At 64.4% G+C, this 24,331-nt stretch carries 22 protein-coding genes and 2 pseudogenes; 13 read left to right on the top strand and 11 right to left on the bottom strand.

Annotated elements, in window-relative coordinates:
- Window positions 1-40 precede the first annotated feature (40 nt).
- On the top strand, window positions 41-1,333 hold the full coding sequence (gene serS / locus ACFMPD_RS10670) for a serine--tRNA ligase (RefSeq protein ID WP_380993942.1): 1,293 nt from the start codon (window positions 41-43) through the stop codon (window positions 1,331-1,333).
- A gap of 164 nt (window positions 1,334-1,497) precedes the next feature.
- Window positions 1,498-2,226 (top strand): hypothetical protein, encoded by a 729-nt coding sequence (locus ACFMPD_RS10665; protein ID WP_380993941.1) that lies wholly within the window; start codon window positions 1,498-1,500, stop codon window positions 2,224-2,226.
- Window positions 2,227-2,253: 27 nt separating this feature from the next.
- Here the strand turns inward: ACFMPD_RS10665 and ACFMPD_RS10660 are convergent, their stop codons facing one another.
- The 5 genes from ACFMPD_RS10660 to ACFMPD_RS10640 all read right to left on the bottom strand — a co-directional run bounded on the left by ACFMPD_RS10660 (window position 2,254) and on the right by ACFMPD_RS10640 (window position 8,201).
- Window positions 2,254-3,240, bottom strand: coding sequence for a fatty acid desaturase (locus ACFMPD_RS10660; RefSeq protein WP_380993940.1), 987 nt, complete (start codon window positions 3,238-3,240; stop codon window positions 2,254-2,256).
- Between the two features lie 135 nt (window positions 3,241-3,375).
- Window positions 3,376-4,500 (bottom strand): DUF2235 domain-containing protein, encoded by a 1,125-nt coding sequence (locus tag ACFMPD_RS10655; RefSeq protein ID WP_380993938.1) that lies wholly within the window; start codon window positions 4,498-4,500, stop codon window positions 3,376-3,378.
- 115 nt (window positions 4,501-4,615) lie between these two features.
- A complete protein-coding gene (gene der, locus ACFMPD_RS10650; protein ID WP_380993936.1) occupies window positions 4,616-6,082 on the bottom strand; it encodes a ribosome biogenesis GTPase Der in 1,467 nt (488 codons plus the stop codon).
- A gap of 50 nt (window positions 6,083-6,132) precedes the next feature.
- The gene (locus ACFMPD_RS10645; protein WP_476463237.1) at window positions 6,133-7,470 is read right to left on the bottom strand and encodes an outer membrane protein assembly factor BamB family protein; all 1,338 of its coding nucleotides are present in this window, start codon (window positions 7,468-7,470) and stop codon (window positions 6,133-6,135) included.
- Between the two features lie 59 nt (window positions 7,471-7,529).
- Window positions 7,530-8,201 carry a tetratricopeptide repeat protein gene (locus ACFMPD_RS10640; protein ID WP_380993934.1) on the bottom strand — a complete coding sequence of 224 codons (672 nt, stop codon included), beginning with the start codon at window positions 8,199-8,201 and terminating at the stop codon, window positions 7,530-7,532.
- A gap of 345 nt (window positions 8,202-8,546) precedes the next feature.
- Between ACFMPD_RS10640 and ACFMPD_RS10635 the strand changes: the two genes are divergently transcribed.
- Together ACFMPD_RS10635 and ACFMPD_RS10630 are read left to right on the top strand one after the other, a co-directional pair.
- Window positions 8,547-9,782, top strand: a complete 1,236-nt coding sequence (locus ACFMPD_RS10635; protein WP_380993932.1) for an efflux RND transporter periplasmic adaptor subunit — start codon at window positions 8,547-8,549, stop codon at window positions 9,780-9,782.
- A complete protein-coding gene (locus ACFMPD_RS10630; protein ID WP_380993931.1) occupies window positions 9,779-13,603 on the top strand; it encodes an efflux RND transporter permease subunit in 3,825 nt (1,274 codons plus the stop codon). The genes ACFMPD_RS10635 and ACFMPD_RS10630 overlap by 4 nt, the downstream gene beginning before the upstream one ends.
- A 603-nt stretch (window positions 13,604-14,206) precedes the next feature.
- Here the strand turns inward: ACFMPD_RS10630 and ACFMPD_RS10625 are convergent.
- Window positions 14,207-16,015: an ABCB family ABC transporter ATP-binding protein/permease gene (locus ACFMPD_RS10625; RefSeq protein WP_380993929.1), complete on the bottom strand. Its 1,809-nt coding sequence runs from the start codon at window positions 16,013-16,015 to the stop codon at window positions 14,207-14,209.
- Window positions 16,016-16,079: 64 nt separating this feature from the next.
- Window positions 16,080-17,318, bottom strand: a complete 1,239-nt coding sequence (locus ACFMPD_RS10620; RefSeq protein ID WP_380993928.1) for a LysM peptidoglycan-binding domain-containing protein — start codon at window positions 17,316-17,318, stop codon at window positions 16,080-16,082.
- A gap of 139 nt (window positions 17,319-17,457) precedes the next feature.
- On the opposite strand from ACFMPD_RS10620, the gene ACFMPD_RS10615 reads away from it, so the two are divergent.
- The gene (locus ACFMPD_RS10615; RefSeq protein ID WP_380993927.1) at window positions 17,458-18,009 is read left to right on the top strand and encodes an LOG family protein; all 552 of its coding nucleotides are present in this window, start codon (window positions 17,458-17,460) and stop codon (window positions 18,007-18,009) included.
- Between the two features lie 135 nt (window positions 18,010-18,144).
- Here ACFMPD_RS10615 and ACFMPD_RS10610 read toward each other — a convergent pair whose 3' ends face one another.
- The 4 genes from ACFMPD_RS10610 to ACFMPD_RS10595 form a co-directional block, all read right to left on the bottom strand.
- On the bottom strand, window positions 18,145-18,720 hold the full coding sequence (locus ACFMPD_RS10610) for a helix-turn-helix transcriptional regulator (protein WP_380993925.1): 576 nt from the start codon (window positions 18,718-18,720) through the stop codon (window positions 18,145-18,147).
- Window positions 18,717-19,292 (bottom strand): cytochrome b/b6 domain-containing protein, encoded by a 576-nt coding sequence (locus ACFMPD_RS10605; RefSeq protein ID WP_380993924.1) that lies wholly within the window; start codon window positions 19,290-19,292, stop codon window positions 18,717-18,719. Before ACFMPD_RS10605 ends, ACFMPD_RS10610 begins: the two co-directional genes overlap by 4 nt.
- A gap of 7 nt (window positions 19,293-19,299) precedes the next feature.
- A complete protein-coding gene (locus ACFMPD_RS10600; protein ID WP_380993923.1) occupies window positions 19,300-19,551 on the bottom strand; it encodes a PepSY domain-containing protein in 252 nt (83 codons plus the stop codon).
- Window positions 19,552-19,792: 241 nt separating this feature from the next.
- A complete protein-coding gene (locus tag ACFMPD_RS10595) occupies window positions 19,793-20,542 on the bottom strand; it encodes a hypothetical protein (RefSeq protein ID WP_380993921.1) in 750 nt (249 codons plus the stop codon).
- Between the two features lie 90 nt (window positions 20,543-20,632).
- Here ACFMPD_RS10595 and ACFMPD_RS10590 point away from each other — a divergent pair, with 90 nt between their 5' ends.
- From ACFMPD_RS10590 to ACFMPD_RS10555, 8 genes and pseudogenes are all read left to right on the top strand, one after another.
- A complete protein-coding gene (locus ACFMPD_RS10590) occupies window positions 20,633-21,175 on the top strand; it encodes a MarR family winged helix-turn-helix transcriptional regulator (protein WP_380993919.1) in 543 nt (180 codons plus the stop codon).
- Between the two features lie 55 nt (window positions 21,176-21,230).
- On the top strand, window positions 21,231-21,467 hold the full coding sequence (locus ACFMPD_RS10585) for a hypothetical protein (protein ID WP_380993917.1): 237 nt from the start codon (window positions 21,231-21,233) through the stop codon (window positions 21,465-21,467).
- Window positions 21,468-21,495: 28 nt separating this feature from the next.
- Window positions 21,496-21,828: a hypothetical protein gene (locus tag ACFMPD_RS10580; RefSeq protein ID WP_380993915.1), complete on the top strand. Its 333-nt coding sequence runs from the start codon at window positions 21,496-21,498 to the stop codon at window positions 21,826-21,828.
- Window positions 21,821-22,129, top strand: a complete 309-nt coding sequence (locus tag ACFMPD_RS10575) for a hypothetical protein (RefSeq protein ID WP_380993913.1) — start codon at window positions 21,821-21,823, stop codon at window positions 22,127-22,129. Before ACFMPD_RS10580 ends, ACFMPD_RS10575 begins: the two co-directional genes overlap by 8 nt.
- Before the next feature lie 238 nt (window positions 22,130-22,367).
- Complete coding sequence (locus ACFMPD_RS10570) at window positions 22,368-22,631, top strand: hypothetical protein (RefSeq protein WP_380993911.1); 264 nt, start codon at window positions 22,368-22,370, stop codon at window positions 22,629-22,631.
- A complete protein-coding gene (locus ACFMPD_RS10565; protein WP_380993909.1) occupies window positions 22,628-23,038 on the top strand; it encodes a regulatory protein GemA in 411 nt (136 codons plus the stop codon). Before ACFMPD_RS10570 ends, ACFMPD_RS10565 begins: the two co-directional genes overlap by 4 nt.
- 245 nt (window positions 23,039-23,283) lie before the next feature.
- Window positions 23,284-23,359: pseudogene (locus tag ACFMPD_RS10560) on the top strand.
- A 53-nt stretch (window positions 23,360-23,412) separates the two neighbouring features.
- Window positions 23,413-24,331 (top strand): annotated as a pseudogene (locus tag ACFMPD_RS10555) (Mu-like prophage major head subunit gpT family protein); the annotation flags it as partial.

Here is a 24,331-nt window from a genome sequence, read left to right as displayed (position 1 = left end):
CATAAGGCGAAAAACCGACTCAAGACCGAGGACCGAGCCCATGCATGACATCCGCGCCATCCGCGAGAACCCCGACGCTTTTGACGCCGCCCTGGCCCGGCGCGGCGATGCGCCGGTGTCGGCATCCGTGCTGGAACTGGACAGCGCGCGGCGTGCCAGGATACAGGCCAGCGAGGCCGCACAGGCCGAGCAGAACAAGGCCAGCAAGCTGGTCGGCGCGGCCAAGGCCAAGGGCGACGAGGCCGAATTCCAGCGCCTGCGCGCGCTGGTCGCCGAGAAAAAGACCGAGGTCGCCGCCATGCAGATCGAGGCCAAGGATCTGGATGCAAAACTGACCGACATGCTGGCGCGCATTGCCAACCTGCCCGCCGAGGACGTGCCGCAGGGGGCGGACGAGACCGAAAATGTCGAGGTCAGCCGCTGGGGCACGCCACCTGTGCTGGATTTCGACGCCAAGGAACATTTCGAGATTGCCGGCGTGGCGGGCGCGATGGATTTCGAGATGGCCGCCAAGATCAGCGGCAGCCGCTTTGTCGTGCTGCGCGGGGCGGTGGCGCGGATTCACCGGGCGCTGGCGCAGTTCATGATCGACACCCATGTGGACGAAAACGGCCTGACCGAGGTCCAGACCCCGGTTCTGGTGCGCGACGAAGCGATGTATGGCACCGATAAATTGCCGAAATTCGGCGATGACAGCTATCAGACCACCAATGGCTGGTGGCTGGTGCCCACATCCGAGGTGCCGCTGACCTATTCGGTGGCCGGCGACATTCTGGACGCCGGCGATCTGCCGATCCGGATGACCGCGCACACCCTGTGTTTCCGCAGCGAGGCGGGCAGCGCCGGCAAGGACACCACCGGCATGCTGCGCCAGCACCAGTTCGAAAAGGTCGAGATGGTGTCCATCACCCATCCCGACCACAGCGACGCCGAACAGAAACGCATGCTGCGCTGCGCCGAGGATCTGCTGGAACGCCTGAACATCCCCTACCGCACGGTGATCCTGTGCACCGGCGACATGGGGTTCGGCGCAAGGCGCACCTATGACATCGAGGCCTGGCTGCCCGGGCAGAACGCCTATCGCGAGATATCCAGCGTTTCCACCACCGGCGATTTTCAGGCCCGGCGGATGAACGCGCGGTTCCGCCCCCAGGGCGGCGGCAAACCGGAATTCGTGCACACGCTGAACGGCTCGGGCCTGGCGGTGGGGCGCTGTCTGATCGCGGTGTTGGAGAACGGCCAGCAGGCGGACGGTTCGGTCACCCTGCCCGAGGTTCTGGCGCCCTATCTGGGCGGCAAGCGGGTGCTGGGCGCGGATGGCCAGCTGGCCTGAGCGGCGGCGCGCGACGGTCTCGGCCCGCTCTGTCGCCGAATTGCCAGCGGCTGGCTGGACGCGCTGCGGCGATGTCCTATGATATTGGAATGTCGCCATTGTTCGCTGTTGAAAGTGGTCGGACTGGCGGGAATGATCGCTGAAACCAAGTCTGGAGCCCCCGTATGAAAGGTCATCCGTCGCCCTTTGCCGCCAGCCTCGTGGCCATCGCGGCACTGGGCTTTTCCGCCACGCCGGTGCTGGTGCCGGATTTTGCCGGTTTCCGGCCAGACCAGTTCCCAGTGCCTCAGGCCGATCCGCCGGTGCAGCCGGCAGGCTATGCCTTTGCCATCTGGGGCGTGATCTATGCCTGGCTGCTGATCGGGGCCGGGTTCGGCCTGGTGATGCGCGCCGGTGCGGTGGACTGGCACCCCATGCGCCCCGCTTTGGCGCTGTCGCTGGCGGTCGGGGCGGCCTGGCTGCCGGTGGCGACGCTCAGCCCGGTCGGAGCGACGGTGCTGATCTGGATCATGCTGGTCTCGGCGCTGATGGCGCTGGAACGTGCGCCGGTTCTGGACCGCTGGTGGGGCCGCGCCCCGGTCGCGCTCTATGCCGGATGGCTGACAGCGGCGGCATCGGTTTCGATCGGTCTGTTGCTGGCGGGCTACGGTCTGACAGGGCCAGTGGTTGCAGCCGTCATCGCCCTGCTGCTGGCGCTGGGACTGGCGCTGTGGGTGCTGCGTCGCCTGCCCGACATCGCCGAATATGGCGTTGCGGTGGTCTGGGCCCTAGCGGCGATCGCGGTGGCGAACCTGGCGCAATCGGGCCTGGTCACCCTGCTGGCGCTGGCGGGTCTGGCCGGGGTGGGATGGGTAACCTATCGCGAAAGCCGCACCCGCCCCGCCACCGCCTGACCCGGACGGGCGCTCTCGGGCAGCGCTCTAGCCGGTCGCCGCCAGCCCGCCGCCGGTCCTTGCGCGCGGAAAAGGCACCAGACGCCCGGCCTCCTCGTCCCACAGCTTGAGATTCAGCGCGGCAACCGCCTCGGGGAACTTGATCCGGCGCGGCGCAACATCCTTTGGCAGGCTGTAGTGACAGGCGCGCAGCCGATAGGAGGGAATGCGCGAATTCAGGTGATGGATGTCGTGCAGTGTGATGCAGGCCACCGCGTGATCGAACCAGGCGCCGAAATCCAGGCAGGAACTGCCCTGGATCGCCGCCAGCTTGGGGTCCAGATCGGGGCGGCGGTCCCAATAGGTATCCTCGAAATTATGCTGCAGATAGACCAGGAACACGCCCAGCATGCCGCCCAGCATCGAGGCAGCGAAATAGATGCCCAGACCGGGCCAGCCCGACAGCGCATAGATCAGCCCGACCCAGGACAGAACCGCGACATTGTGCAGAACAACCCCACGCCAGCCGAAACGCATCGTGTTCTTGGGCCAGCGATAGCGGATGAAATAGGTAAAGAACGCTCCCACCGGCACCAGGATGAACGGGTTGCGGTACAGGCGGTATTGCAGCCGTTGCCAGACCCCGGCGGCGTTCCATTCGCGCAGGGTCATGGTGTTGATCTCGCCGGTTTCGCGATGCTCCAGATTGCCCACCCCGGCGTGATGCAGGTTGTGGTTCTGCTTCATCACCTCAAAAGGCGCAAACGTAAAGGGCGACAACACATGGCCAGCGATCTCGTTCTGGGCGCGGGTTTCGAACAGGGAATGGTGGCCGGTGTCATGCTGCAGCACATAGAGCCGGACCGCGGAAAAGGCGTGCACGACCATGGCCGGCAGCAGGATATACCAGTGCTGGGCCTGTGAAATCGCCAGCCACAGCGAGGTGAAATAGACCGCGAAAGTGCCAAAAAAGCTGAGACTCGCGATGCGGTTGTCCTTGTCGCAGAATTTGCGCGTATGTTCCCGCAGATCCATGATGTCCCCTCATACCCGGACCGGACCGGCCCGTTCACAGATTCAAGCATGCCTGTACCGGCTTTTGCCAAGAGTCCGGCGGTTTTTCAATCATCCGTTCGCGCGGACCGTGCCCTGCGGCGGGTTTCGGGTGCCTCAGAACAGGTCGGGAAACAGCGCCCGCAGGCTGTCGGGGCGATAGGACGGCATCGCGTCCAGCCGCTGTTTCACGGTAAAGGACAGGTCGGCCATCTTTTTCGGCCCCGGGCGCCAGACCAGCAGATCGCGCGAAATGCCATAGATCGGCGAGGGATCGCGCAAAACCGGCACGTCGTCCGTGGGGTCGGGTGCTGCATCCAGCAGAATCGCATCCGCGCGCAGGGTCAGACCGGCGCGTTTGGCGCCCTCGGTGATCCAGTCCAGGGTAATCGCCGACAGGCTGTCGCTGGGACCGGTGCCGCCGACGATGCCGTGATCACCGATGAACCATTGCTGCTGAAACGGCCGGTCGGGTCCGGTTGCCCCGGCGTTCAGGCCCGGCCCGTCGTCGGTTTCATCCAGGTTGTTCCAGGGCGAGGGCTGAAAAAACGCCCGGCGTTCGTCCAGCGCCAGCACCTGGCGCGCGCTTTGCACCAGGCTGGACAGGTCTGTGTCGTGGAACTGGTACTTGCGGTTCCAGAGCTGCGCAACAGCCCCCAGCACCTGCACCGGAATGCCCAGCGCGCCAACCGTGTCCCAGACGCCGATATAAGATATGTTGACCAACGGCGCGCCATCGCCCCGTTCGGCGCGTTCGGTTTCCGAAGTCGCAAACCGCGGCGATTTTTGCTTGCGCCAGGCCCGTACCGCGGGCGCGTCGGGTGCGTTGTCATCGCCGGGCTGCTTGTAAAAGCGGAATGCCTCGGTCAGTGCCTGACCCTGATAGTCGTCGAGAATGCCGCATTTGCGGATCATCCCGGCCAGCGACCGCGCGGTATAGGCGCCGCGCGAAAAGCCAAAGATCAGGATTTCGTCGCCCGGCTCATAGACCTTGCAGACATAAGCATAGGCCTGCTTGATGTTGCGATCCAGACCCCAGCCGAACGCGCCGCCACCGATCCGCGTGAACGCATTGCGCAAGAACCCGGCCTGGTTGCGCGAGACCCCGACACCGGAAAAGTAATGCGCGATCTGCACACCGGCCTCTTGATGCACCGCGTTGTACAGCGCGACCACATGGGTGCGGTCGCGCGCATCGGGCGAATTCCAGGTTCCGTCGCAAAAAACCGCGATCCGTTTCATGGTGAATGACCTTTCTGAAATAAGCAGAAAGATACCATATTGCGGCGTGTCCGACAACGATCCTGCTCAACCGGTGCGATATCAGAGCATCGGTTCCGCGGCGGGTTGCGTGTCGCTAGTGTTTTTTTCCGCCGAGATGTTTGCGCAGTTTCGAGGGGCCGGATTTCTTGCGCCCCTTAAAGGGGTTGGCCGCGTTCTGACTGCGCAGGTGCAACCGGATCGGCGTGCCCGGCATGTCGAAATCCTGGCGCAGCCCGTTCACCAGATAGCGTGAATAGCTGGCCGGCATCTTGTCGGGATGACTGCACATGACGACGAAGCCTGGCGGCCGGGTCTTGGCCTGGGTCATGTAGCGCAGCTTGATCCGCTTGCCCTGTGGTGCCGGCGGCGGATGCTGCTCCAGCATGCCCGTCAACCACCGGTTCAACGCCGCCGTGGGCACGCGGCGGTTCCAGACCTCGTGGGCGCGCATGACCGCGCTGTGCAGCCGTTCCAGCCCGCGACCGGTCCTGGCCGAGACCGTGACCAGAGGCGCGCCGCGCAGCTGCGGCAGCAGGCGTTCAAAGCTTTCGCGCAGATCGCGCAGCTTTTCCTGCTTGTCCTCTTCGATGTCCCATTTGTTCACCGCCACCACCACGGCGCGGCCCTCGCGCTCGGCCAGGTCGGCGATGCGCAGATCCTGCTGTTCGAACGGAATGGCCGCGTCCAGCAGCACGATGACCACCTCGGCGAACTTGACCGCGCGCAACCCGTCGCTGACCGACAGCTTTTCCAGCTTTTCCTGCACCTTTGCCTTGCGGCGCATGCCGGCAGTGTCAAAGATGCGCATCGGTACGGGCACCCCGTCCGCCCCCGCCCAGTCGCTGCGCAGGCTGATCGAGTCGCGGGTGATGCCGGCCTCGGGACCGGTCAGCAGCCGGTCTTCGCCCAGAATGCGGTTGATCAGCGTCGACTTGCCGGCATTGGGCCGGCCGACGACAGCGACCTGCAGCGGCTTGTCGGCAGTCGGCGCGTGGTCGTCGGTCTCGGCCTCGTCCGAAACCGTCACGTCGGTCTCGGGCGCGTCTTGAGCCGCGCGTTCGGCAAACCCGTCAGCCAGCGGCATCAGCTGGGTGTAGAGATCGTTCAGCCCCTCGCCGTGCTCCGCCGACAGGCGGATCGGCTCGCCCAGCCCCAGCCCATAGGCCTCGAGCACCCCGGCATCGGCGGCGGATCCCTCGCCCTTGTTGGCGGCCAGGATGACATGGCGCGCACGCTTGCGCAGGATGTCCGCAAAGATTTCGTCCGTGGCGGTCACGCCGGTGCGGGCGTCGATCATGAACAGGCAGATATCGGCCATGTCCACGGCCCGTTCGGTCAGACGACGCATCCGTCCCTGCAGGCTGTCATCGGTCACGTTTTCCAGACCGGCCGTGTCGATCACGGTAAAACGCAGATCGGCCAGCCGGGCCGCGCCCTCGCGCAGATCGCGGGTCACGCCGGGTGTGTCGTCGACCAGCGCCAGTCGCTTGCCGACCAGACGGTTGAACAGGGTGGACTTGCCCACATTCGGGCGCCCCACGATGGCGAGGGAGAAGGACATGCTATCCGCTTCGTTACCAGATCAGATGCGCCCTTTAGCCCATCCCGGCGTCAACGGAAAGCATGCAGTTCGCCCCTGGCGCCCATGACATACAGGGTTCGTCCGGCAACGACCGGTGCGCTGGTGGCGCCGCCGGGCACCGCAACGCTGGCGGTCAGCACGCCGTTCTCGGGCGAAAAGAACCGCAACTGGCCGTCACTGGACGCCACGACGATGCGCCCGCCGGCCAGGATCGGCCCGTAATTGGCAAAGACCGCGCCACGTTTGCGCGGCTTGTCACGCACGAATTTCGGCAGGTCCACCGCCCAGATCACGCCGCCGTTGCGGGTGTCGATGCGCACCAGCTCGTTCAGATCGGTGACTGAAAAGATACTGTCCCCGGCCGGCCAGACCGGTCCCAGCGCGCCCTCGCGCGCGGTCCAGATCCGCTCGCCGCTGGCCGCGTCCAGCGCCACGATGCGGCCGGAATGATTACCGGCATAGATGCGATTGCCAACGACCATCGGCCCACCGGTGACATCGCCGATTCGCGCCGCCGCACGGCCAACGCGCTGCCCGGCCACCGTGGCGTTCCAGCGCCGCAGCCCGCCGCGCCTGAACGCCGCCACCAGATCGCCCGACCCAAAGCCAAAGACCACCAGGTCGCCGGCCAGCACCGGCGCCGGTGCACCCAGCACATTGGCGACGCTGGGGGTGGCCTCGATCTGCCAGGCGATGCGGCCATTGTCGGTCCGGACCGCCCAGCCGGTCTTGTCCCCGGCCACCAGATAGACCAGCCCGTCGCGCACCAGGGGCGTGCCGCTGCCGGTCGAACCAAGTTGTTGGATCCAGCGCGTCGCGCCGGTTTTCGCGTCCAGCGCCGCCAGACGGCCGAAACCCGACGACACGTAGAGCGTGCCCTTGTCATAGGACATGCCGCCGCCCGTTGCCTGCCCCTCTTCGTCGGTCGCCGGGGTCAGGTCGGTGCTCCAGACAATGGCGCCGCCCGGCAACACCGCCGAAACCCGCGCGCCGCTGTCCAGCGTATAGATCAGCCCGCCCGCGACCACCGGTGCCGCGGTGATGCGCTGGCGCCTGCTGTCACCCGATCCGATCGGGACGGACCAGACCAGCGCGGGTGCCGCACGCAGCGCCGGATGCGCGGTGCGATAGGCCTGGGTGCCCGGCGGCTGGGCCCAGCTTGCATTGGCTTTCTGCGCCGGCAACCGGATCGCCCGGCTGGCATTGGTCACGGTCGCCGCGGTCCGGGGGGCATCCGCGTCATCCGGGCGGATTGCCTCGCGCTGGCCGGGCAGGATGACCTCTTTTTCTGCGCAGGCGGTCAATGCCAGAACCAGCGCGGTCAGCACGGCCAGCCCGGTGCGGGACGAGGGAAACGCTGCCATCATGTTGCTGTGCCTGTCTTCCTGTTCTTGCCGGTCTGCCCGGGCGTTACATCCCGGGCGGATCAGCCCTGCGATAGCGGGGCCGGGTCCGGGTTGCCGCCCAGCGCCACAATCACCTGTGAAACCCGTTGTTGCAAGTCCGGGGTGGCCTCGGCATCACGCAGAATGGTCTGCAGGCGCTCGATCGCCGCCTCTGTCTGGCCTTCGCCGATGTCAATCAAGGCCAGTTGTTCCTGCGCCAGCAGGCGCAGAGGCGCGCCGGGTTGTGCCAGCGCCTCGAATTGCAGCCGGCGTTCGTTTGCCGGCAGCGTCTCGGCCTGCAGGGTCAGCGCCTTGAAAGCGGCGATCTGGCGGTAAATCTCGGGCAGATCGCCAGAGCCGGCCACCGCGTTCAGCTGCGCCACCGCCTGTTCGGTCTCGCCGGCATCCGCCTGGGTGGCGGCGGTGAGAAAGCCCAGAACCGCCGCGCCGCCGGCGGATTGCGCCTGAACCCGCCCCAGCGCCGCGACACGCTCGGCAGCATTGTTTTCGCCCAGGGCGGTGATGATGTCGTCGCCCAGTTGCTGCGCTGCGGCACGCGCCTGGGCCTTGCGGTATTCGTTATAGGCTGCACCGCCGACGATCACGACGATGACAAGGGCGGCAATCCAGCCATAGCGCTTGAACATGATGAACAGACGGTCGCGGCGGACCTCTTCGGTCACCTCTTCGATAAAACTGTCGGTATCACTCATCTGTCCTGCCCCCGTGCGCCTGCGCGCCTGTCCCCATACCTGCAACCACTGCGGCACACCGCAAACTCTGCGCCCAGAGCCTCATTGACGGCGCCGACCCCACCTGGCCAGCTGAGTTGGCCGATCCGGGTGAACTGGCCCCTCTTAGCGCGCCTGTCCGGGCAAGCCAAGTGGCCCGGTCCGGGCAATTCCGTACGGCCCGGGGCGGGTGCTCAAAATTTTATTTTCTGAACTGCTCGGTTCAGTGTAGAAGATTCACAGGCACTGCTTATATGCGTGCTATGGGTCGGACCTCATTGATTAACCGGATTCGGCGCGACGCAAGGCGAATTTGAAAGGCTGACTATGCGACTCATTCCCCTCATCACGGCCGCCCTGGTGATGCTTGTACTGTATGCGGTCGTATTCGAGCGCGAGGCACTGTTCGCTTTGGCCCGCAGCGACACCAACGCCGAACCGGCGGCGAACAGCGGTGGGAACGGCGACGCGGTGGCCAGCCGCACGGCCCCGGCGATCGGCGTGGTCGTGGTGCGCAGCGCCGCGCAACAGATCGACAGCGCGGTGATTCTGCGCGGGCAGACCGCCGCCGTACGCCAGGTCGAGGTCCGCGCCGAAACGTCGGCGACGGTAATCTCGGACCCCTTGCGCAAGGGTACGTTCGTGGCGGCGGGCGATCTGCTGTGCCAGCTCGATCCCGGCACCCGCAAAGCGGCCCTGGCCGAGGCCCGCGCCCGCCTGAACGAAGCCCAGAGCCGGGTGCCGGAAACCAAAGCCCGGCTGGCAGAGGCAAAGGCACGGTTGTCCGAGGCCCTTATCAACAACAATGCGGCGGAAAAGCTGTCCGAGGGCGGCTATGCGTCGGACACGAGACTGGCCTCGACCCAGGCGGCGGTACGCGCCGCCGAGGCCGGGATCGCCAGCGCCCAATCCGGGCTGGAGACCACCAAATCCGGCATCGAAAGCGCCGCCGCCGCAGTCGCCGCGGCCGAGCGCGAGATCGAGCGGCTGACGATCGAAGCGCCGTTCGAGGGCCTGCTGGAATCCGACACCGCTGAACTGGGCAGCCTGATGCAACCCGGCAGCCTGTGCGCCACGATCATCCAGCTCGACCCGATCAAGCTGGTGGGCTATGTGCCCGAAACCGAGGTCAACCGCATCGAACTGGGCGCCACCGCCGCGGCCGAACTGGCCGACGGGCAATGGGTGCAGGGCCAGGTCGTGTTCATCAGCCGGGCGGCGGATGAAATGACGCGCACCTTTCAGGTCGAGATCAGCGCGCCCAACCCGGAACTTGCGATCCGCGATGGCCAGACAGCCTCGATCATGGTGGCCGCCAATGGTGCGCTGGCGCACCGGCTGCCGCAATCCGCGCTGACGCTGAACAATGACGGACAATTGGGCGTACGCATCGTCGGGGCGGACGACATCGTCGATTTCCGGCCCGTCAAGCTGTTGCGCGACGACATTGAAGGCGTCTGGGTCAGCGGCCTGGGCGAGCGCGCCGACGTGATCGTCGTCGGACAGGATTTCGTCACGCGGGGCGTGCGCGTGAAACCGACCTATCGCGAGGCGGCGAAATGACCGGAATCGTCACCTGGGCCAGCGAACGGGCCCGCATGGTCCTGGCGTTCATCGCGTTGTCGCTGATCATCGGCGGCTTTGCCTATGCCAATCTGCCCAAAGAGGGCGAGCCGGATATCGAGATCCCGGCCCTGTTCGTGTCGGTGCAGTTTCCCGGCATTTCCGCCGAGGACAGCGAAAGCCTGCTGGTCAAGGTGATGGAGACCGAACTGGCCGATCTGGACGGTCTGAAAACCATGTCCAGCACCGCCGCCGAGAATTACGCCGGCGTGGCACTGGAGTTTGATTTCGGCTGGGACAAGACCGCGATCATGGCCGATGTGCGCGACGCGATGAACGCAGCCCAGGGCGAGTTTCCCGAGGGCGCCGAGCAATATTCCATCAAGGAAATCAACTTCTCCGAATTTCCCATCGTCATCGTCAACCTGACCGGAGCGGTGCCGGAACGCACCATGGCCAAGATCGCCAAGGATCTGCAGGACGATCTGGAATCGCTGGACGCGGTGCTGGAGGCCGGGATCGCCGGCAATCGCGAAGAGATGCTGGAGGTGGTGATCGACCCTCTGCGGCTGGAGGCATATAACATCACCGCGCTGGAACTGATCAATGTGGTGCAGAACAACAACCAGCTGATCGCCGCCGGCGAGGTAGAGACCCGGCAGGGCAAGTTCAGCGTCAAGATCCCCTCCAGTTTCGACGATCCGCTGGATGTCTACAGCCTGCCGATCAAGGCCAATGGCGACCGGGTGGTGACGCTGGGCGAACTGGCCGAGATCAATTTCACCTTCGAAGACCGCAAGGGCACGGCCCGGTTTGACGGCGAACCGACGGTGGCGCTGCAGGTGGTCAAGCGCAAGGGTTTCAACCTGATCGACACCGTGGCCCTGGTGAAAGAGACACTGGACAAATCCCGCACCAAGTGGCCGCCCGAGTTGCAGGCCGCGGTCGAGGTCGGCACCAGCAACGACCAGAGCCGCGTGGTCGGCTCGATGGTCAGCCAGCTCGAAGGCTCGGTTCTGACCGCGGTGGCGCTGGTGATGATCGTGGTTCTGGCCGCTTTGGGCAGCCGCGCCGCGTTGCTGGTCGGCTTTGCCATCCCGACCTCGTTCCTTTTGTGTTTCGCCTTTCTGGCGGTCATGGGGATCAGCATCTCGAATATCGTGATGTTCGGCCTGATCCTGGCCGTCGGGATGCTGGTGGACGGCGCCATCGTCGTAGTGGAATATGCCGACAAGCGTATCAAAGAGGGCACCGGCCCGATGCACGCCTATGTCGAGGCCGCGCAGCGGATGTTCTGGCCGGTGGTTTCCTCGACGGCGACAACGCTCTGTGCCTTTCTGCCGATGCTGTTCTGGCCCGGAGTGCCGGGCGAATTCATGGGCATGCTGCCGGTCACGTTGATCTTTGTTTTGTCTGCCAGCCTGATCGTGGCGCTCGTCTATCTGCCGGTCATGGGCGGGGTCACCGGGCGGATGAGCCGGCTGTTTGGCAATCTGTCGGACGCGCTGAGGGCCCGCCTGCCCTGGCTGGCGCGGGCCGCCATGGTGCCGCCGGCACTGTATCTTATGTTCCTCGGGGCGATGCAGGTTCTGAACCCGGCCTACATGTTGCCGGCAACCATGCCGGGAGCGGCCGGCGCCCTGTTTGGCGCGGCGGTGTTCCTGTTCGGCGCTTTCGCGTCTTCGGTGACACTGGGGGCCGCCGCCATAGAGCGCAAGCCGCGCGCGGTGCGCTCTGGGCGTCAGCATTCTGCCTTTGGGCATTTCATCAAGATCATCGCCGGCAATCCGATCATGCCGATCGTGTCAATCGCGGTGGTGTTCTTGGCGGTATTCTATGTCGCCGCGGTGCTGTTCCCGGCCAATTCGCGCGGGGTCGAATTCTTTGTGGAATCCGAACCGGAACAGGCCACCGTCTATGTCCGGGCGCGCGGCAATATTTCGCTGACGGAAACCGACGAGATGGTGCGCCAGGTCGAAAAGGTGGTCAGCGCCCATCCGGCGGTGATCAACGTCTTTGCCTTTGCCGGCGATGGCGGGCTGGACACCGGCGGACCCGGCCAGCAGAGCCCGCAGGACACCGTCGGACAGGTCCAGTTCGAGATCATCCCGTGGGAGGAGCGCCCGACCGCACGCGAAAGCTGGTTCTTCGGCAAGCTTGAACGCGACGTCACCGCGCCGGCCTTCGATGGCGATTTCGTCATCGACCAGCTGAATGCCGAACTGCAGAAACTGCCGGGCTTCGAGGCCGAGATTCTGGCACTGGAACAGGGGCCGGCCTCGGGCAAGCCGGTGCATCTGCGGCTCAAGGGCGACGATTGGGGCGACTTGACCGAGGCTGCCAACCTGGCCCGGGCGGTCTTTGAGAACACGCCCGGCCTGATCAAGATCGAGGACACCCTGCCCCTGCCCGGCATCGACTGGCAGATCGATGTCGATGTCGAACAGGCCGGCCGCTATGGCGCTGACGTGGCCACGGTGGGCGGCATGGTCCAGCTGGTGACGCGGGGCATCCTGCTCGACACCATGCGGGTCGATACAAGCGACGAGGAAATCGAGATCCGCGTCCGCCTGCCCGAGAATGACCGGGTGCTGAGCACTCTGGATTCGATGAAGGTGCGCACCGCCGACGGGCTGATCCCGCTGAGCAACTTCATCAGCCGCAAGCCCGTAAAGAAGCTGGAACAGATCAACCGGGTCGATCAGCAGCGCTATTACGACGTCAAGGCCGACGTCTCTGTCGGCCTGTCCAAGATCGTGGCCGAGGACGCCGAGACCGGCGGCGACCGCCGTCTGGGCGTGGTGCGCGCGCTGCCGGCGGACGCCACCGCAGCCGGCGCAACCGTGGACAACGGCCAGGGCGAGATATTCGAAATCGTCGCCCTGAGCGACGGTGTGACCGTCGACGATCTGCGCCGGGCGCTGGACAGCGACGACGCGCGTTTTGCCCCGATCAATGCCAACGAGCGCATCGCGGTGCTGACCGAATGGCTGGACACCAGCCCCCTGCCCGCCAGCATCGACTGGGAATGGACCGGCGACCAGGAGGAACAGGCCGAATCCGGCGCCTTCCTGCAAAAGGCCTTTCTGGGCGCGCTGGGGCTGATGTTCATCATCCTGCTGGCGCAATTCAACAGTTTCTACAATTCGGCCCTGGTGCTGCTGGCGGTGGTCCTGTCCACCACCGGCGTGCTGATCGGGATGATGGTGATGCAACAGCCGTTCTCGATCATCATGACCGGCACCGGAATCGTCGCGCTGGCCGGGATCGTGGTGAACAACAACATCGTGCTGATCGACACCTATCAGGAATTCAGCCGCTACATGCCGCAGATCGAGGCGATCATCCGCACCGCCGAGGCACGCATCCGCCCGGTGCTACTGACCACGATCACCACCATGGCAGGTCTGGCGCCGATGATGTTCGGGCTGAGCCTGGATTTCATCAATGGCGGCTATTCCATCGACAGCCCGACCTCGCTGTGGTGGAAACAGCTGGCTACGGCGGTGGTGTTCGGCCTGGGCATCGCCACGGTTCTGACACTGATCGTCACCCCCTCCTTTCTGGCCCTGCGGGTCTGGTTCGCGACCTATGCCAGCTGGATCGGTCATCTGATCGCGATTGCCACGGGCGGCCACGACAGCCGGACCGCGCGCGACATGCGTCTGGAACAGGCCGCGAAAAAGGTCCGGGTGACAGAAATCATCTGGGACGAAGAGCCGGGACCGGCCCCGGAAGCGGAAGCGGAGGCGGAAGAACCGAACCAGACCGAGGATCACATCGCACCAGCGAGGGAAAATCCTCTGAAAGCTGCGGAATAGAGCAGACCCACACCGCATGACCCGGCTTTGATCGGATACCAGCGACAAGAAATCCGATCCTCGAACGTTCACCGAATTTTTTCCAACCGGTTCTTTCCTGCCGGTCGGCATGCGAACGGTACTCAAAACGCTGTGTTGAGCAATTCGGCCACCCCGGGTTCCCAGACCCGGGGTGCCTCGCAACAGCCGTTCCCGCAACAGACACCATGCGTCTGCGCGAATTCGTCCGTCCCCGGCGTCTGGGCTATCTGATTCGACTTAGTGGCAATGCAGGGGCTTAGACCCCGCATGGCAGCATTTTCCCGGTGGCGACGATTTTCGGCACCCACCGCCATGAAAAAATTCGGTCACGACTTTTTCGTCGCCAGTTGCTCTTGGTTGTGCCGCCAACTGCGATACCGAAATGGTGGCTGAGATCGTGGTCAACGTGAAAACGAGCACAAAGAATAGGTGTTTGGCCATAAGGTCCTCCGAAAATGTGTTTAGAGAAAAAATCCATATGGCGCCGGCTCGATCACAGGCGCTTTGATTCAAGTCAGCTGCGCTTTACTTTCTCGGCAATAAGTTGTCCCGCCTGTTCTCACGCGCAGTCCGCCCCCCGGCTCAGGCCGCCTGATCCTCGGATTGCTGGCGGTTCCACAGGTTGGCATAGCGCCCGTTCTGCGCCAGCAACGCCTCGTGGGTACCCTGCTCGACGATGACGCCTTCGTGCAAGACAACGATCTGATCCGCATCCGAGATGGTCGACAGACGGTGGGCGATGGTGATCACCGTCCGCCCCTCGCCGGCCCGGGCCAGCGCGTCCTGGATTTCCCGTTCGGTGTCGCTGTCCAGCGCGCTGGTGGCCTCGTCCAGCAACAGGATGGGCGGATCCTTGAGCAGGGTCCTGGCAATGCCGACCCGCTGTTTCTCGCCGCCCGACAGTTTCAGCCCGCGTTCGCCCACGGTGGTGTCATAGCCGTCCGGCAAGCTGGCGATGAAATCATGGATCTGGGCGTCGCGCGCCGCCTGCTCGATCTGGTCCTGGGTCGCACCGTCGCGGCCATAGGCGATGTTGTAGCGGATCGTGTCGTTGAACAGCACCGTGTCCTGCGGCACCACGCCGATGGCGGCATGCAGGCTGTCCTGGGTGACATCGCGCAGATCTTGGCCGTCGATCAGCATCGCCCCCCCGGTCACGTCGTAGAACCGGAACAGCAACCGCCCGATGGTGGATTTGCCCGATCCGGTCGCCCCGACAATGGCGACCGACTTGCCGGCCTCGACCGTCAGGTTCACCCCCTTGAGAATCTCGCGTTTGGCGTCATAGCCAAAGCGCAGATCCCGCATCGAGATGGTACCGCCATTGACCCGAAGATCGGGCGCTCCGGGCTTGTCGGTCACCTCGGCGGGCTGTTCCAGCAGGTCGAACATCTCGCCCATGTCGACCAGCGACTGGCGGATCTCGCGATAGACCGTACCGAGAAAGTTCAGCGGCACGGTGATCTGGATCATATAGGCGTTGACCATCACGAAATCGCCCACCGTCAGTGCGCCCGACTGCACGCCGAACGCGGCCAGAACCATCACCCCGATCAGGCCGCCGGTGATCAGCAGCGACTGGCCGAAATTCAGAAACCCCAGCGAATAGGCGGTTTTCAGGGCGGCCGCCTCATAGCCCTGCATGGCCCGGTCATAGCGCGCGGCCTCGCGGGCCTCGGCGCCGAAATATTTCACGGTTTCATAGTTCAGCAGGCTGTCGATGGCCTTTTGATTGGCATCGGTGTCCTGGTTGTTCATCTCGCGGCGCAGCTGCACCCGCCATTCGGTCACCCGAAAGGTGAACCCGACATAGAGCGCGATGGTGATCGCGACGATCACCAGATACCAGACGTCAAACAGCACCGTCAGGATGATCCCCACCAGCGCCAGTTCCAGGATCAGCGGGCCGATCGAGAACAGCATGAAACGCAGCAGAAACTCGACGCCCTTGACGCCGCGTTCGATGATGCGGCTGAGGCCGCCGGTCTTGCGGGTGATGTGATAGCGCATCGACAAACGGTGGATGTGCTGAAAGGTTTCCAGCGCCAGTTGCCGCAGCGCCCGCTGCGCCACCGGGGCAAAAACCGCGTCGCGCAACTGCTGAAACCCGACAGTCATCAGCCGTGCCATGCCATAGGCAACGGTCAGACCAACCGCGCCCAGCGCCAGCATTGGCACGCCCTGATCCGCCAGCCCGTCCACCGCGCCCTTGTACAGGATCGGCGTATAGACAGCGATCAGCTTGGCCAGCATCAGCATGGTCATGGCGATCACGACCCGGCGCTTTACCCAGGGCTGATCCTTGGGCCACAGATAGGGTGCGACCCGGCGCATGGTGCGCAGGCCCGAACGGCGGTGATCGCCGGGGTCGGCGGTATCGGCTGGTGGCATGTGATTTCCCGGTTTTGAAACTGACACATAGGCCCGGCGTACCGTCTTGACCAGTGGCGGGGTCTCATTGCGGGATCGTAAAGACCTGACCGGGATAGATCAGGTCCGGGTCGCGGATGCTGTCGCGGTTGGCTTGAAACACACGCACATACAGCAGGCCTTCGCCATAGCGCGCCCGCGAGATTGCCCACAGCGTATCACCGGCCTGCACCGTCACGGCACGCACCAGCGCCTCTGCCCCCGCCGTGTCGGCGACCGGCGGACGGAGCGATTCGGGTGCGGCCCGCTGGAACGGCGTTTCGATGCGGCTCAGCACCCGCCCTGCCGGGTCCAGTTCGTCCAGCCGCAGCTTGTAGACACCGGGTTCGATATCCGTCAGCTGCCCGCGCCAGCGCCCGTCACTGCCGGTATCCAGGTCGATCAGGGGCGCGTTGTCCAGATAGATGCGCACCACCGAACCGCCCCGCGCGCTGCCCTGCAGCAATACCGCGCCGGTGTCGGAATAGCTGATCGTGCCCAGCGCGATCCGTTCCGGGCCGGCAGGCGGTTTCGGCGGCACCGGCGGCATCAGCTCGACCCCATCCACACCGGTCCGCAGCACCGCCACACGCGCAGCCGGTTGCGCCGCCTCGGTCTGAATCGGCGGTGTCGAACCGGCATCGACGACAGATGACGCAACGGCTTCGGGCGCCCCGGTCGGCACCGGCGATGGCCCGGTGGCGGCGCGCGGTTCGGTCTTTGCGACCGCGTCGACCCCCGCGACAGGGCCCGGATCCGGTGTCGGGTCGGCCAGCAGTTGCTGGGCGGGCAGCGCCGGGGTCAGGATGATCTGGTCGTCCGACGCGATGTCGCGCCCGTCGATCCGCGCCACCAGGCTCAGAACGCGCGGCGCGGCAGCGGGCGGCAGGCTCAGCAAAACGGCAAAGCTGCCATCGGTATCAACCTGTTCGGTTTGCACGGTGACCCCGTCCAACAGGATACGGACATGGCTGCCTGCCGGTGCCGTGCCGGCGATGACGGTGCCGCCATCCGGCGCGACGCGCACAACGTCAAATGTCGGCGCCGGCAGCACCTGGTTCGCCGCAGTCGCATCCGATCGGGGACGCGCTTCGCCAGCGGCGGCGTCCAGCTGCGCGGACTCCGGCGGACGGTTTGACGCGGACGGATTCGTCGGGGACGGGTGTGGCACCTGCGTCAGAACGCCCGAGACCCACAGCGCCAGGCCGGCCACCGCCATCACGCCCAAAGCGCCCAGCCCCCAGGCCAGCGGGCTGCCGCCGTCGTTGTCGCGCCGTGTGTCCATCGCCACCTCCGGGTGCGGGTCGGCATCGATCTGCCCGCCCGCACGGTTGAGCCAGCCTAGCAATGCCGCTATCACGGGTCAAAGCAAGCGTCCGGCTTCCGCCCCCAAGCCCCGCCAGTTCCAGCAGAAAGGACCGCCCATGACCGTCACATCCATCTGCGTCTATTGCGGGTCGCGCACCGGGACAAAGCCTGTCTATGCCGAGGACGCCCGCGCGTTGGGATGGGAGATTGCCCGGCAGGGCTGGCGGCTGGTCTATGGCGCCGGCGATGTCGGGTTGATGGGCGAAACCGCGCGCGCCGCGCAAGGTGCCGGGGGCGACACTTTTGGCGTGATTCCGCAGCATCTGGTGGACCGCGAAGTCGGCAAGACGGACCTGACCCGCTATGTGGTCACGGAAACCATGCACGAGCGCAAGAAGGTCATGATCATGAATGCCGATGCCGTGGTGGTCCTGCCCGGCGGAGCCGGGTCACTGGACGAACTGTTCGAGGCGCTGACCTGGCGGCAGCTGGGCCTGCATGACAAGCCGATCCTGGTGCTGAACAGCGGCGGCTACTGGACTCCATTGCGCGCGCTGATCGCGCATGTGATCGAACAGGGCTTTGCCGATGCCTCGCTGGCCGAGATGCTCACCTGGGCCGACACGCCGGGTGAGGCGATGACGGCCCTGCGCGCCGCCCTGCCCTGACCTGACCTGCCTGGCGCAACGCAACCGCGCCTGCACTGGTCTGCAATGACACCTGCATCGGCGACGGCAACGGGTCAATCCGGCCGCCAGTCGCATCTTGCCGGCAGTCGCTGGACGACCGGGCAATTCAAAGCCTTACTGCGGCCGGTCTGCCGGAGCCGTGTCAGCCAGGCCACGCGGCACCCCGTCAGACGCCCCGGAGCCCAGCGCACCCGACATCAGTTCCTCCATGAACAGGCTGACGAATTGCGCGCGGCCATGGCAGTCGGATTTGGCATAGATGCTGGCGGTCTGGGCCCGCACGGTGCCCGGCGCGGTGTGGCGCACGCGGGCGATCGCCTCGTTGTCCAGCCCCTTGAGGATCATGACGGCGACGTCACGCTCGGCCCGGGTCAAATGCCAGTCATCGAAGAAATCATCCATCACTTCGGCCATTTGCCCGCGCGCGACCATCAGCCCGGTATCCATGTCGCCCATTCGGGTCAGCAACCGGCGCAGTTCGATCATCAGGAACAGGACACCGCCGATCAGGGCCAGCGCCGCCACAGCCTCGAGCGCAATATGCAGGCCCTCGGCGTGACCCCGGCCCCGGAAATCGGTGATCACGTCGCCTATGAAGAAGATCGCGCAAAGAGCCTGCAATATGATCACGCCGGCCAGCGTCGTGGCGCGTCTTTCCTTGGCTGGTGCAGGCCATTTCGGTCGTTTCATTCCACCCTGGCTCCGGTCGGGATGCGCTTGCGTCCAGATATCATGGCACGCAGCAGATTGACACCAGAGCGCCGGGCATCGAGCATCACGCCCGCGACATGCAGGGCCACCGAGAGGACCAGCCAGCCATAGGCCAGTTCGTGCAGCTCTTCGAGCCAGTCGTTGCCGAAAAACCGGACCGTGGTCATCAAATACCCGGTGACGCCAAGAGCGATGACCGTCAGCCAGAGATTATAGACCATCAATGCGCCCAACGGGTTGTGCGACAAATGAACGGTGCGGTCACCGCGCAAAACCGCGCCGACATGGCGGATCGCCCGCGCGGAGCTGGGCGGAAAGGCCGAAAACCGGGCGTGGGCTGGTCCGATCAGCGCCCACACCAGACGCAGCCCCACCAGCCCGAGGGCTACAAAGCCGATCCATTCGTGCAGCTGGCTTTCCTCGTCAACGACGGTTGCATTCAGCAGAATGGCCAGCGCCAGCGACCAATGGATCAGCCGCACCAGCGGATCCCATACGGTGATGTCGCGGGCGCTTGCGTGCCCGCCGTGGTGATCTGAAGGAAGGGACATGTCCGGCTCACTTGATTTCCAGCTTGGTGATCTGGCCAGTGGTGCGGTTCACATAGGCTTTGCCGATCTTGTTTTCCTTGACAAAATAGACTTCAAGCTTGCCGTCTTCCGTCTCGATCTTGCGAACCTCATAGCCCATCTCGGTCAGGCTGGTCTTGACCTCGTCCATCGTGGTTCCCAGCACCGTGTCCTTGCTCAGTTCTTCTGCAAGCACGGGCGCGGCCAGGGCGATCAGGGTCATCAGGGCGATCTTACGCATGTTATCCTCGGCTTTCGTTGTTGTGACACCAGCGGCAACGCCTGTTGTCGCTGCCCACGGACTTGGGCCTTGCGGAAGGCGCCCGCCATTGCCGGGCGGCTTATGCATGCGCAGATAAGCCCACGCTTACACCGAATTCAGACCACGATCGGGCAGACCGGGCCACAAGGGGCGGTTTTTTCCGGTTCGACCATGCCCAGGCGGCCCGGCGTTCGGGCCACCCAAGGATGCATCGCGGGCTTCAGTCGATCCGGCCCGGCAGCGACAGATCTCCCGATGCGATGTCAAACACATCGGTCACGCAGAGCAGGGGTGCATGGATATCGGCGTTGACCCTGAGGGCCGCGGTCACCCCGTCATAGGCGGCGTCCATTCCGGTTTCAGGCTGGACAAGCGGCACCGTGACCGCGATCTCGGGACCGTCAAACAGCGGTGTATAACCCGGACTGTCGATATAGATCGGCAGGCCTGGCCAGGTGGCCGGCATGGCCGGGGTCTCGCCGGAGGGGATATCGCGCACGCCCAGCGCGCCAGCGCCACAGGCCTCGGTCGGTGTCAGCACGACCCAGTGGCTGTGCCAGTCCCCGCCATCGTTGGCCGGATCGCCGTCCCTGTTTTCATCGAACAACGGCGTGTCGTCAAAATCGGGATGGCTGGTCGCGGCCAGGGCAAGTATGCCGGTGCCCCCCTGAAACCCGACCACGGACGGGTCCAGCGAGACCGGCCAGACATAGGACAGCACAGGCGCGCCGCCCAGGGCACCGACCGGGTCCGGCGAGACCGTTCCCGCCGACCCGTTCGTCGTCATGTGAAATTTCACCAGACGCCCGTCACGGTGGGCATGAGCGGCCAGTATGTCAAAGGCCGCAATTTGCGCGGTATCGGGTTTCGAATGCACCGCGCCTTCCTGATGAATGGCATGGGAGCCGCCGGCCAAGGCGGTCGAGGCGGCCAAAGCGGCCGCGGTGCAGGATGCAAGAAATCTGAACATGTCGGTCTCCGTTTTTGAGTTTCGGTGACCGACTTTTAGTAGCGACTCGCTATTATTGCAATAATAATTTCGACTCGCTATAAGTTGACCATGTCCCAGACCGTCCGAATACGCGCCCTGATCAACCGCCTTGCCCGCCTGGATGCCGCCCAGACCCGGATCGACGATCTGAATCCCACGCAGTTGGCGGCGCTGGACTATCTGTCGCGCGCGAACCGGTTTTCCCGTGCCCCGTCGCAAGTGGCCGACTATTTCGGCACGACCCGGGGAACCATGTCGCAAACGCTCAAGGCACTGGAGCGTAAGGGGCATATCCGGGAACTGCGATCCGAGATCGACCGGCGTTCGATCTCGTATCATCTGACGGCGTCCGGCACCGCGATTGCCGCGCGGGCCGGCGTGCTGCAGGGTGCGATCGCGGCCCTGGACCCACAAGAGCGCGGCAGGCTCGAAAGCAGCCTGTTCGGGCTTCTGAAAGGATGTCTGGATCGGAACGACGGGCGCAGTTTTGGCCTGTGCAAGACCTGTAAATATCATCGCACGCAAGCGGGTGGCGCCTATTGCGCGCTCATGTCGGTTGCGTTGGAGCCCGCCGAGGCCGAATTGATCTGCCACGAACAGATACCGGCTTAGAGCGGCCAAATGGTCCGGCGCCGGGTCTCAGGCGGAAAGGGCACGGCTTCGAAAGATGACACGTGAAATCGGCGCCGCGCATGACATGGATCTGACCGGGTTCCACGCCGATCTGAATGAAGGTTTACCGCTGGCTGGCCTGGACGATCCGCCTCCCGCCAACGTGGCGCAGCCGCAGTTTTCAGACCCGTTGAAAGCCGGTCGGACCACCGACCCGGACCGTGCAGCCATCGTAAAGGATCTTTGGGACCGGCAGCTGGCCGCCCAGAAAGAACGAAAGGCCGGCGCTTAGGACCGCCGACCTTTCAGAATGCCACCCGTTGCTGACAGGAGAACAGCAGCAGGACGGAAACATTGCCAACGATAGAAACATCGGTCTACAGCCGACATGCTGGATGATCAGGCGCATAGCAGGAACCGCCGGTCCGGGCATTGCGCGCGGTGCCGTAGGTATCGGCAAGACCTATTGCATGACGCAAATCGGCGAACGCCTGAAAGACAAAGGCGCCAAGGTCCTGGCGAAATTCGGATGCGATCAGGGCAACATCCGGTCGATGGCAAAGGTTTACCGCGAAGCCGAAGAACTTGCCAGGGACACGAAGCCATCAGCGGCCGACATTCAGGACGCAATCAGCATGATAGGCGGTGTTTGAATCGGATGATCGTGACGTGAATGTGACTGTCACCATGAAGGCGCCGGACATCGAGACCACGCGGGAATGGTTCGCACGGGCGGGAGAATTTCCGACCGTCGCATACAACGACGCCCTGGAGATCGAGAAGCTGCTTTCGAAGGCCCAGGCAAAGCCCGATGATGGCCGGGAATTGGCCGAACTTGTGAAAGGTTTAAGGAACGACGCCGGGCGTGCGGAAATGGTTCGCATTGCTCTGCGGCCGCTCTCGGAGGCTGCCACGATTTCCGATCCCGAAGGACAGAAAGGGAGGCTGCATTGATCCTGGTATCGCGGGATGATCTGGCAGAGCTGCACGAACAGGCGGTGGACGCGTCCCTGGTGCTGACGCCGGGGGGCGGGGCGGTCCGGTATCTGGCCCGCGCGGCAGAGGAGGTGGTTACGAGTGACCTGTCCTGCGTGCTGGAACTGCTCTCTGTTTCCTTGTGCAGCCACGAAGCGGCGGACAGGATGTCAGACCGTCTTTCCGAGTTGATGAAGCGGGAGGAGATGCAATGCGCATGGGAACGCATGGCCGGATCGCCTGCACCGATCAGCGGGACCGGATCGAGGAAATGCAGCAGGCCCTGTATCACGCGGCCCAGTTGATGGAAGCCTTTTCCGTTGATCGCCTGGACAAGCGAGAGGCCATATCCGCCGCCTTCCTCGCTTCAATGGCCCTGGAAAACCTCGCCGACGGGCAGGCCGAAGATGCGGTCATGTTCATGCGGACGATACTCGATCAAATCGAGGATGGGATGGACATGAAGGGACCGAAGGCATGACGATCACACGCAATCAGATGAAGCTGGTCTATGTCGCCAAGTCGAAACTGCCGCTGACCGAGGAACAGTATCGCGCCGCCCTGGTGCAGATCGGCGGGGTGGCCAGCCTGACCGAGCTGGGCGCGGACGGGTTCGCGGCGCTGATGGGGTTTTTCGAATACCTGGGCTTTGAACCGGCCACGCCGAAGGGCCGCAGCTATGGGATGCGGCCCGGCATGGCCAGTATCGGCCAGATCGAGCTGATCCGCGCCCTCTGGCCGGAATACACGCGCGGGAATGCCGGCGAGGATGCGCTGAACAAATGGCTGGAACGGAGCTGGAAAATTTCCAGCCTGCGGTTTCTGCGCAAGGAGGCCGCGCCCAAGGTCATCCCGGCGCTGAAATCCATGAAGGCCCGCGCGGCCTGATCATCGGGACCAGGACAAGGCAAAGGGGCGGTGCAGGGATGCGCCGCCCTTTTTCGCGTGACCCGCTGTGCGGCCCGCTGAGCGCCGTTGGTATCCTTGGGCAGGGTCAACCCCGTCAAAATCGCTGGTACCGTTAAAATTTGGCTAAAAGCCCTTTAAGAATTCGGGGGCGGCTTGGCAATTCGCGAAACCGTGCCGGAGGGCGGCAAATTTTTCTTTCAGCCCGGCCCATGATACCCTGCGATGCGCGGTGTATTCCGATGGGTAAGGTTGCTCTGCCGAAAGGCACAGTTGATGCTGGTTCGAGTCCAGCTCCGCGCAACGCTGACTGGGCATGGACCCCTGTGGCTTTTGCCACGATCCGTCTCGGGCGTATGGTGCGCGTCCGGTCAGCACCCTCGCCAATACCGCCAGTTGCTCCGCAACCGCTTGTGGGTGTAATTGCATCCGGCGCTTTTCCTACTTTGTCCGTGAACAGTTTGACAGGAAAAGCGCCGATGCTCATCAGCGAACAATCCCCTGATCTGGTCTTCAAAGGAGTCCAGGCCCGATACTCCGACGCCTATCTGGCGGCACCGACGCACCGTGAACGGGTCGCGATGACGGTGCCCGGCTCGGGCCGGGACGAAACCTATGCCTGGAGGGGGCCATTCCCGCAGCTACGGGAATGGATCGGGCCGCGCCACGTGCACAGTCTGAAGGCGCACGGTTTCACGATCCCCAACCGCAAGTTCGAAAGCACCGTGGCGGTGCAGCGCGACGATATCAGCGACGACAAGCCGGGGGTCTGTGGACCGGCCTTCCCGGAAATGGGGCACCTGACGCGCAACCATCCCGAAGAGCTGCTCTTTGGCCTGTTGGCGTCGGGCTTCACCACCGCCTGTCATGACGGCCAGACCTTCTTTGACGCGGATCATCCGCAAACGGACAGCGAAGGTGCCGAGATCACCGTCAGCAACTTTCAGGCCGGTGCCGGCGATGCCTGGTATCTGCTGGACACGTCGCGTGCGGTTCGGCCGCTGATCTGGCGGGAACGCGACAGCTGCGGGTTCCAGTCCCTGTCTTCGGCAAGCGATGCGCATGTCTTCATGAATGACGAGTTTGTTTATGGCGTCCGGGCACGGGTGAATGCCGGGTTCGGCCTGTGGCAACCGGGCTTTGGCAGCAAGGCGGTGCTGGACGCGTCCAGCTATGCCGCCGACCCTGGTTGTGCCGCCGGCGCTCGAAGACACCGCCCTGCACCTTCTCAACACCGAGAATGGCAGCGGTGGCGCGTCCAATCCGTGGAAGGAC

It is taken from the genome of Sedimentitalea sediminis, assembly GCF_042687825.1.
Taxonomy (GTDB): Bacteria; Pseudomonadota; Alphaproteobacteria; order Rhodobacterales; family Rhodobacteraceae; genus Sedimentitalea.
This window is presented reverse-complemented; position numbering and strand designations above follow the sequence as displayed.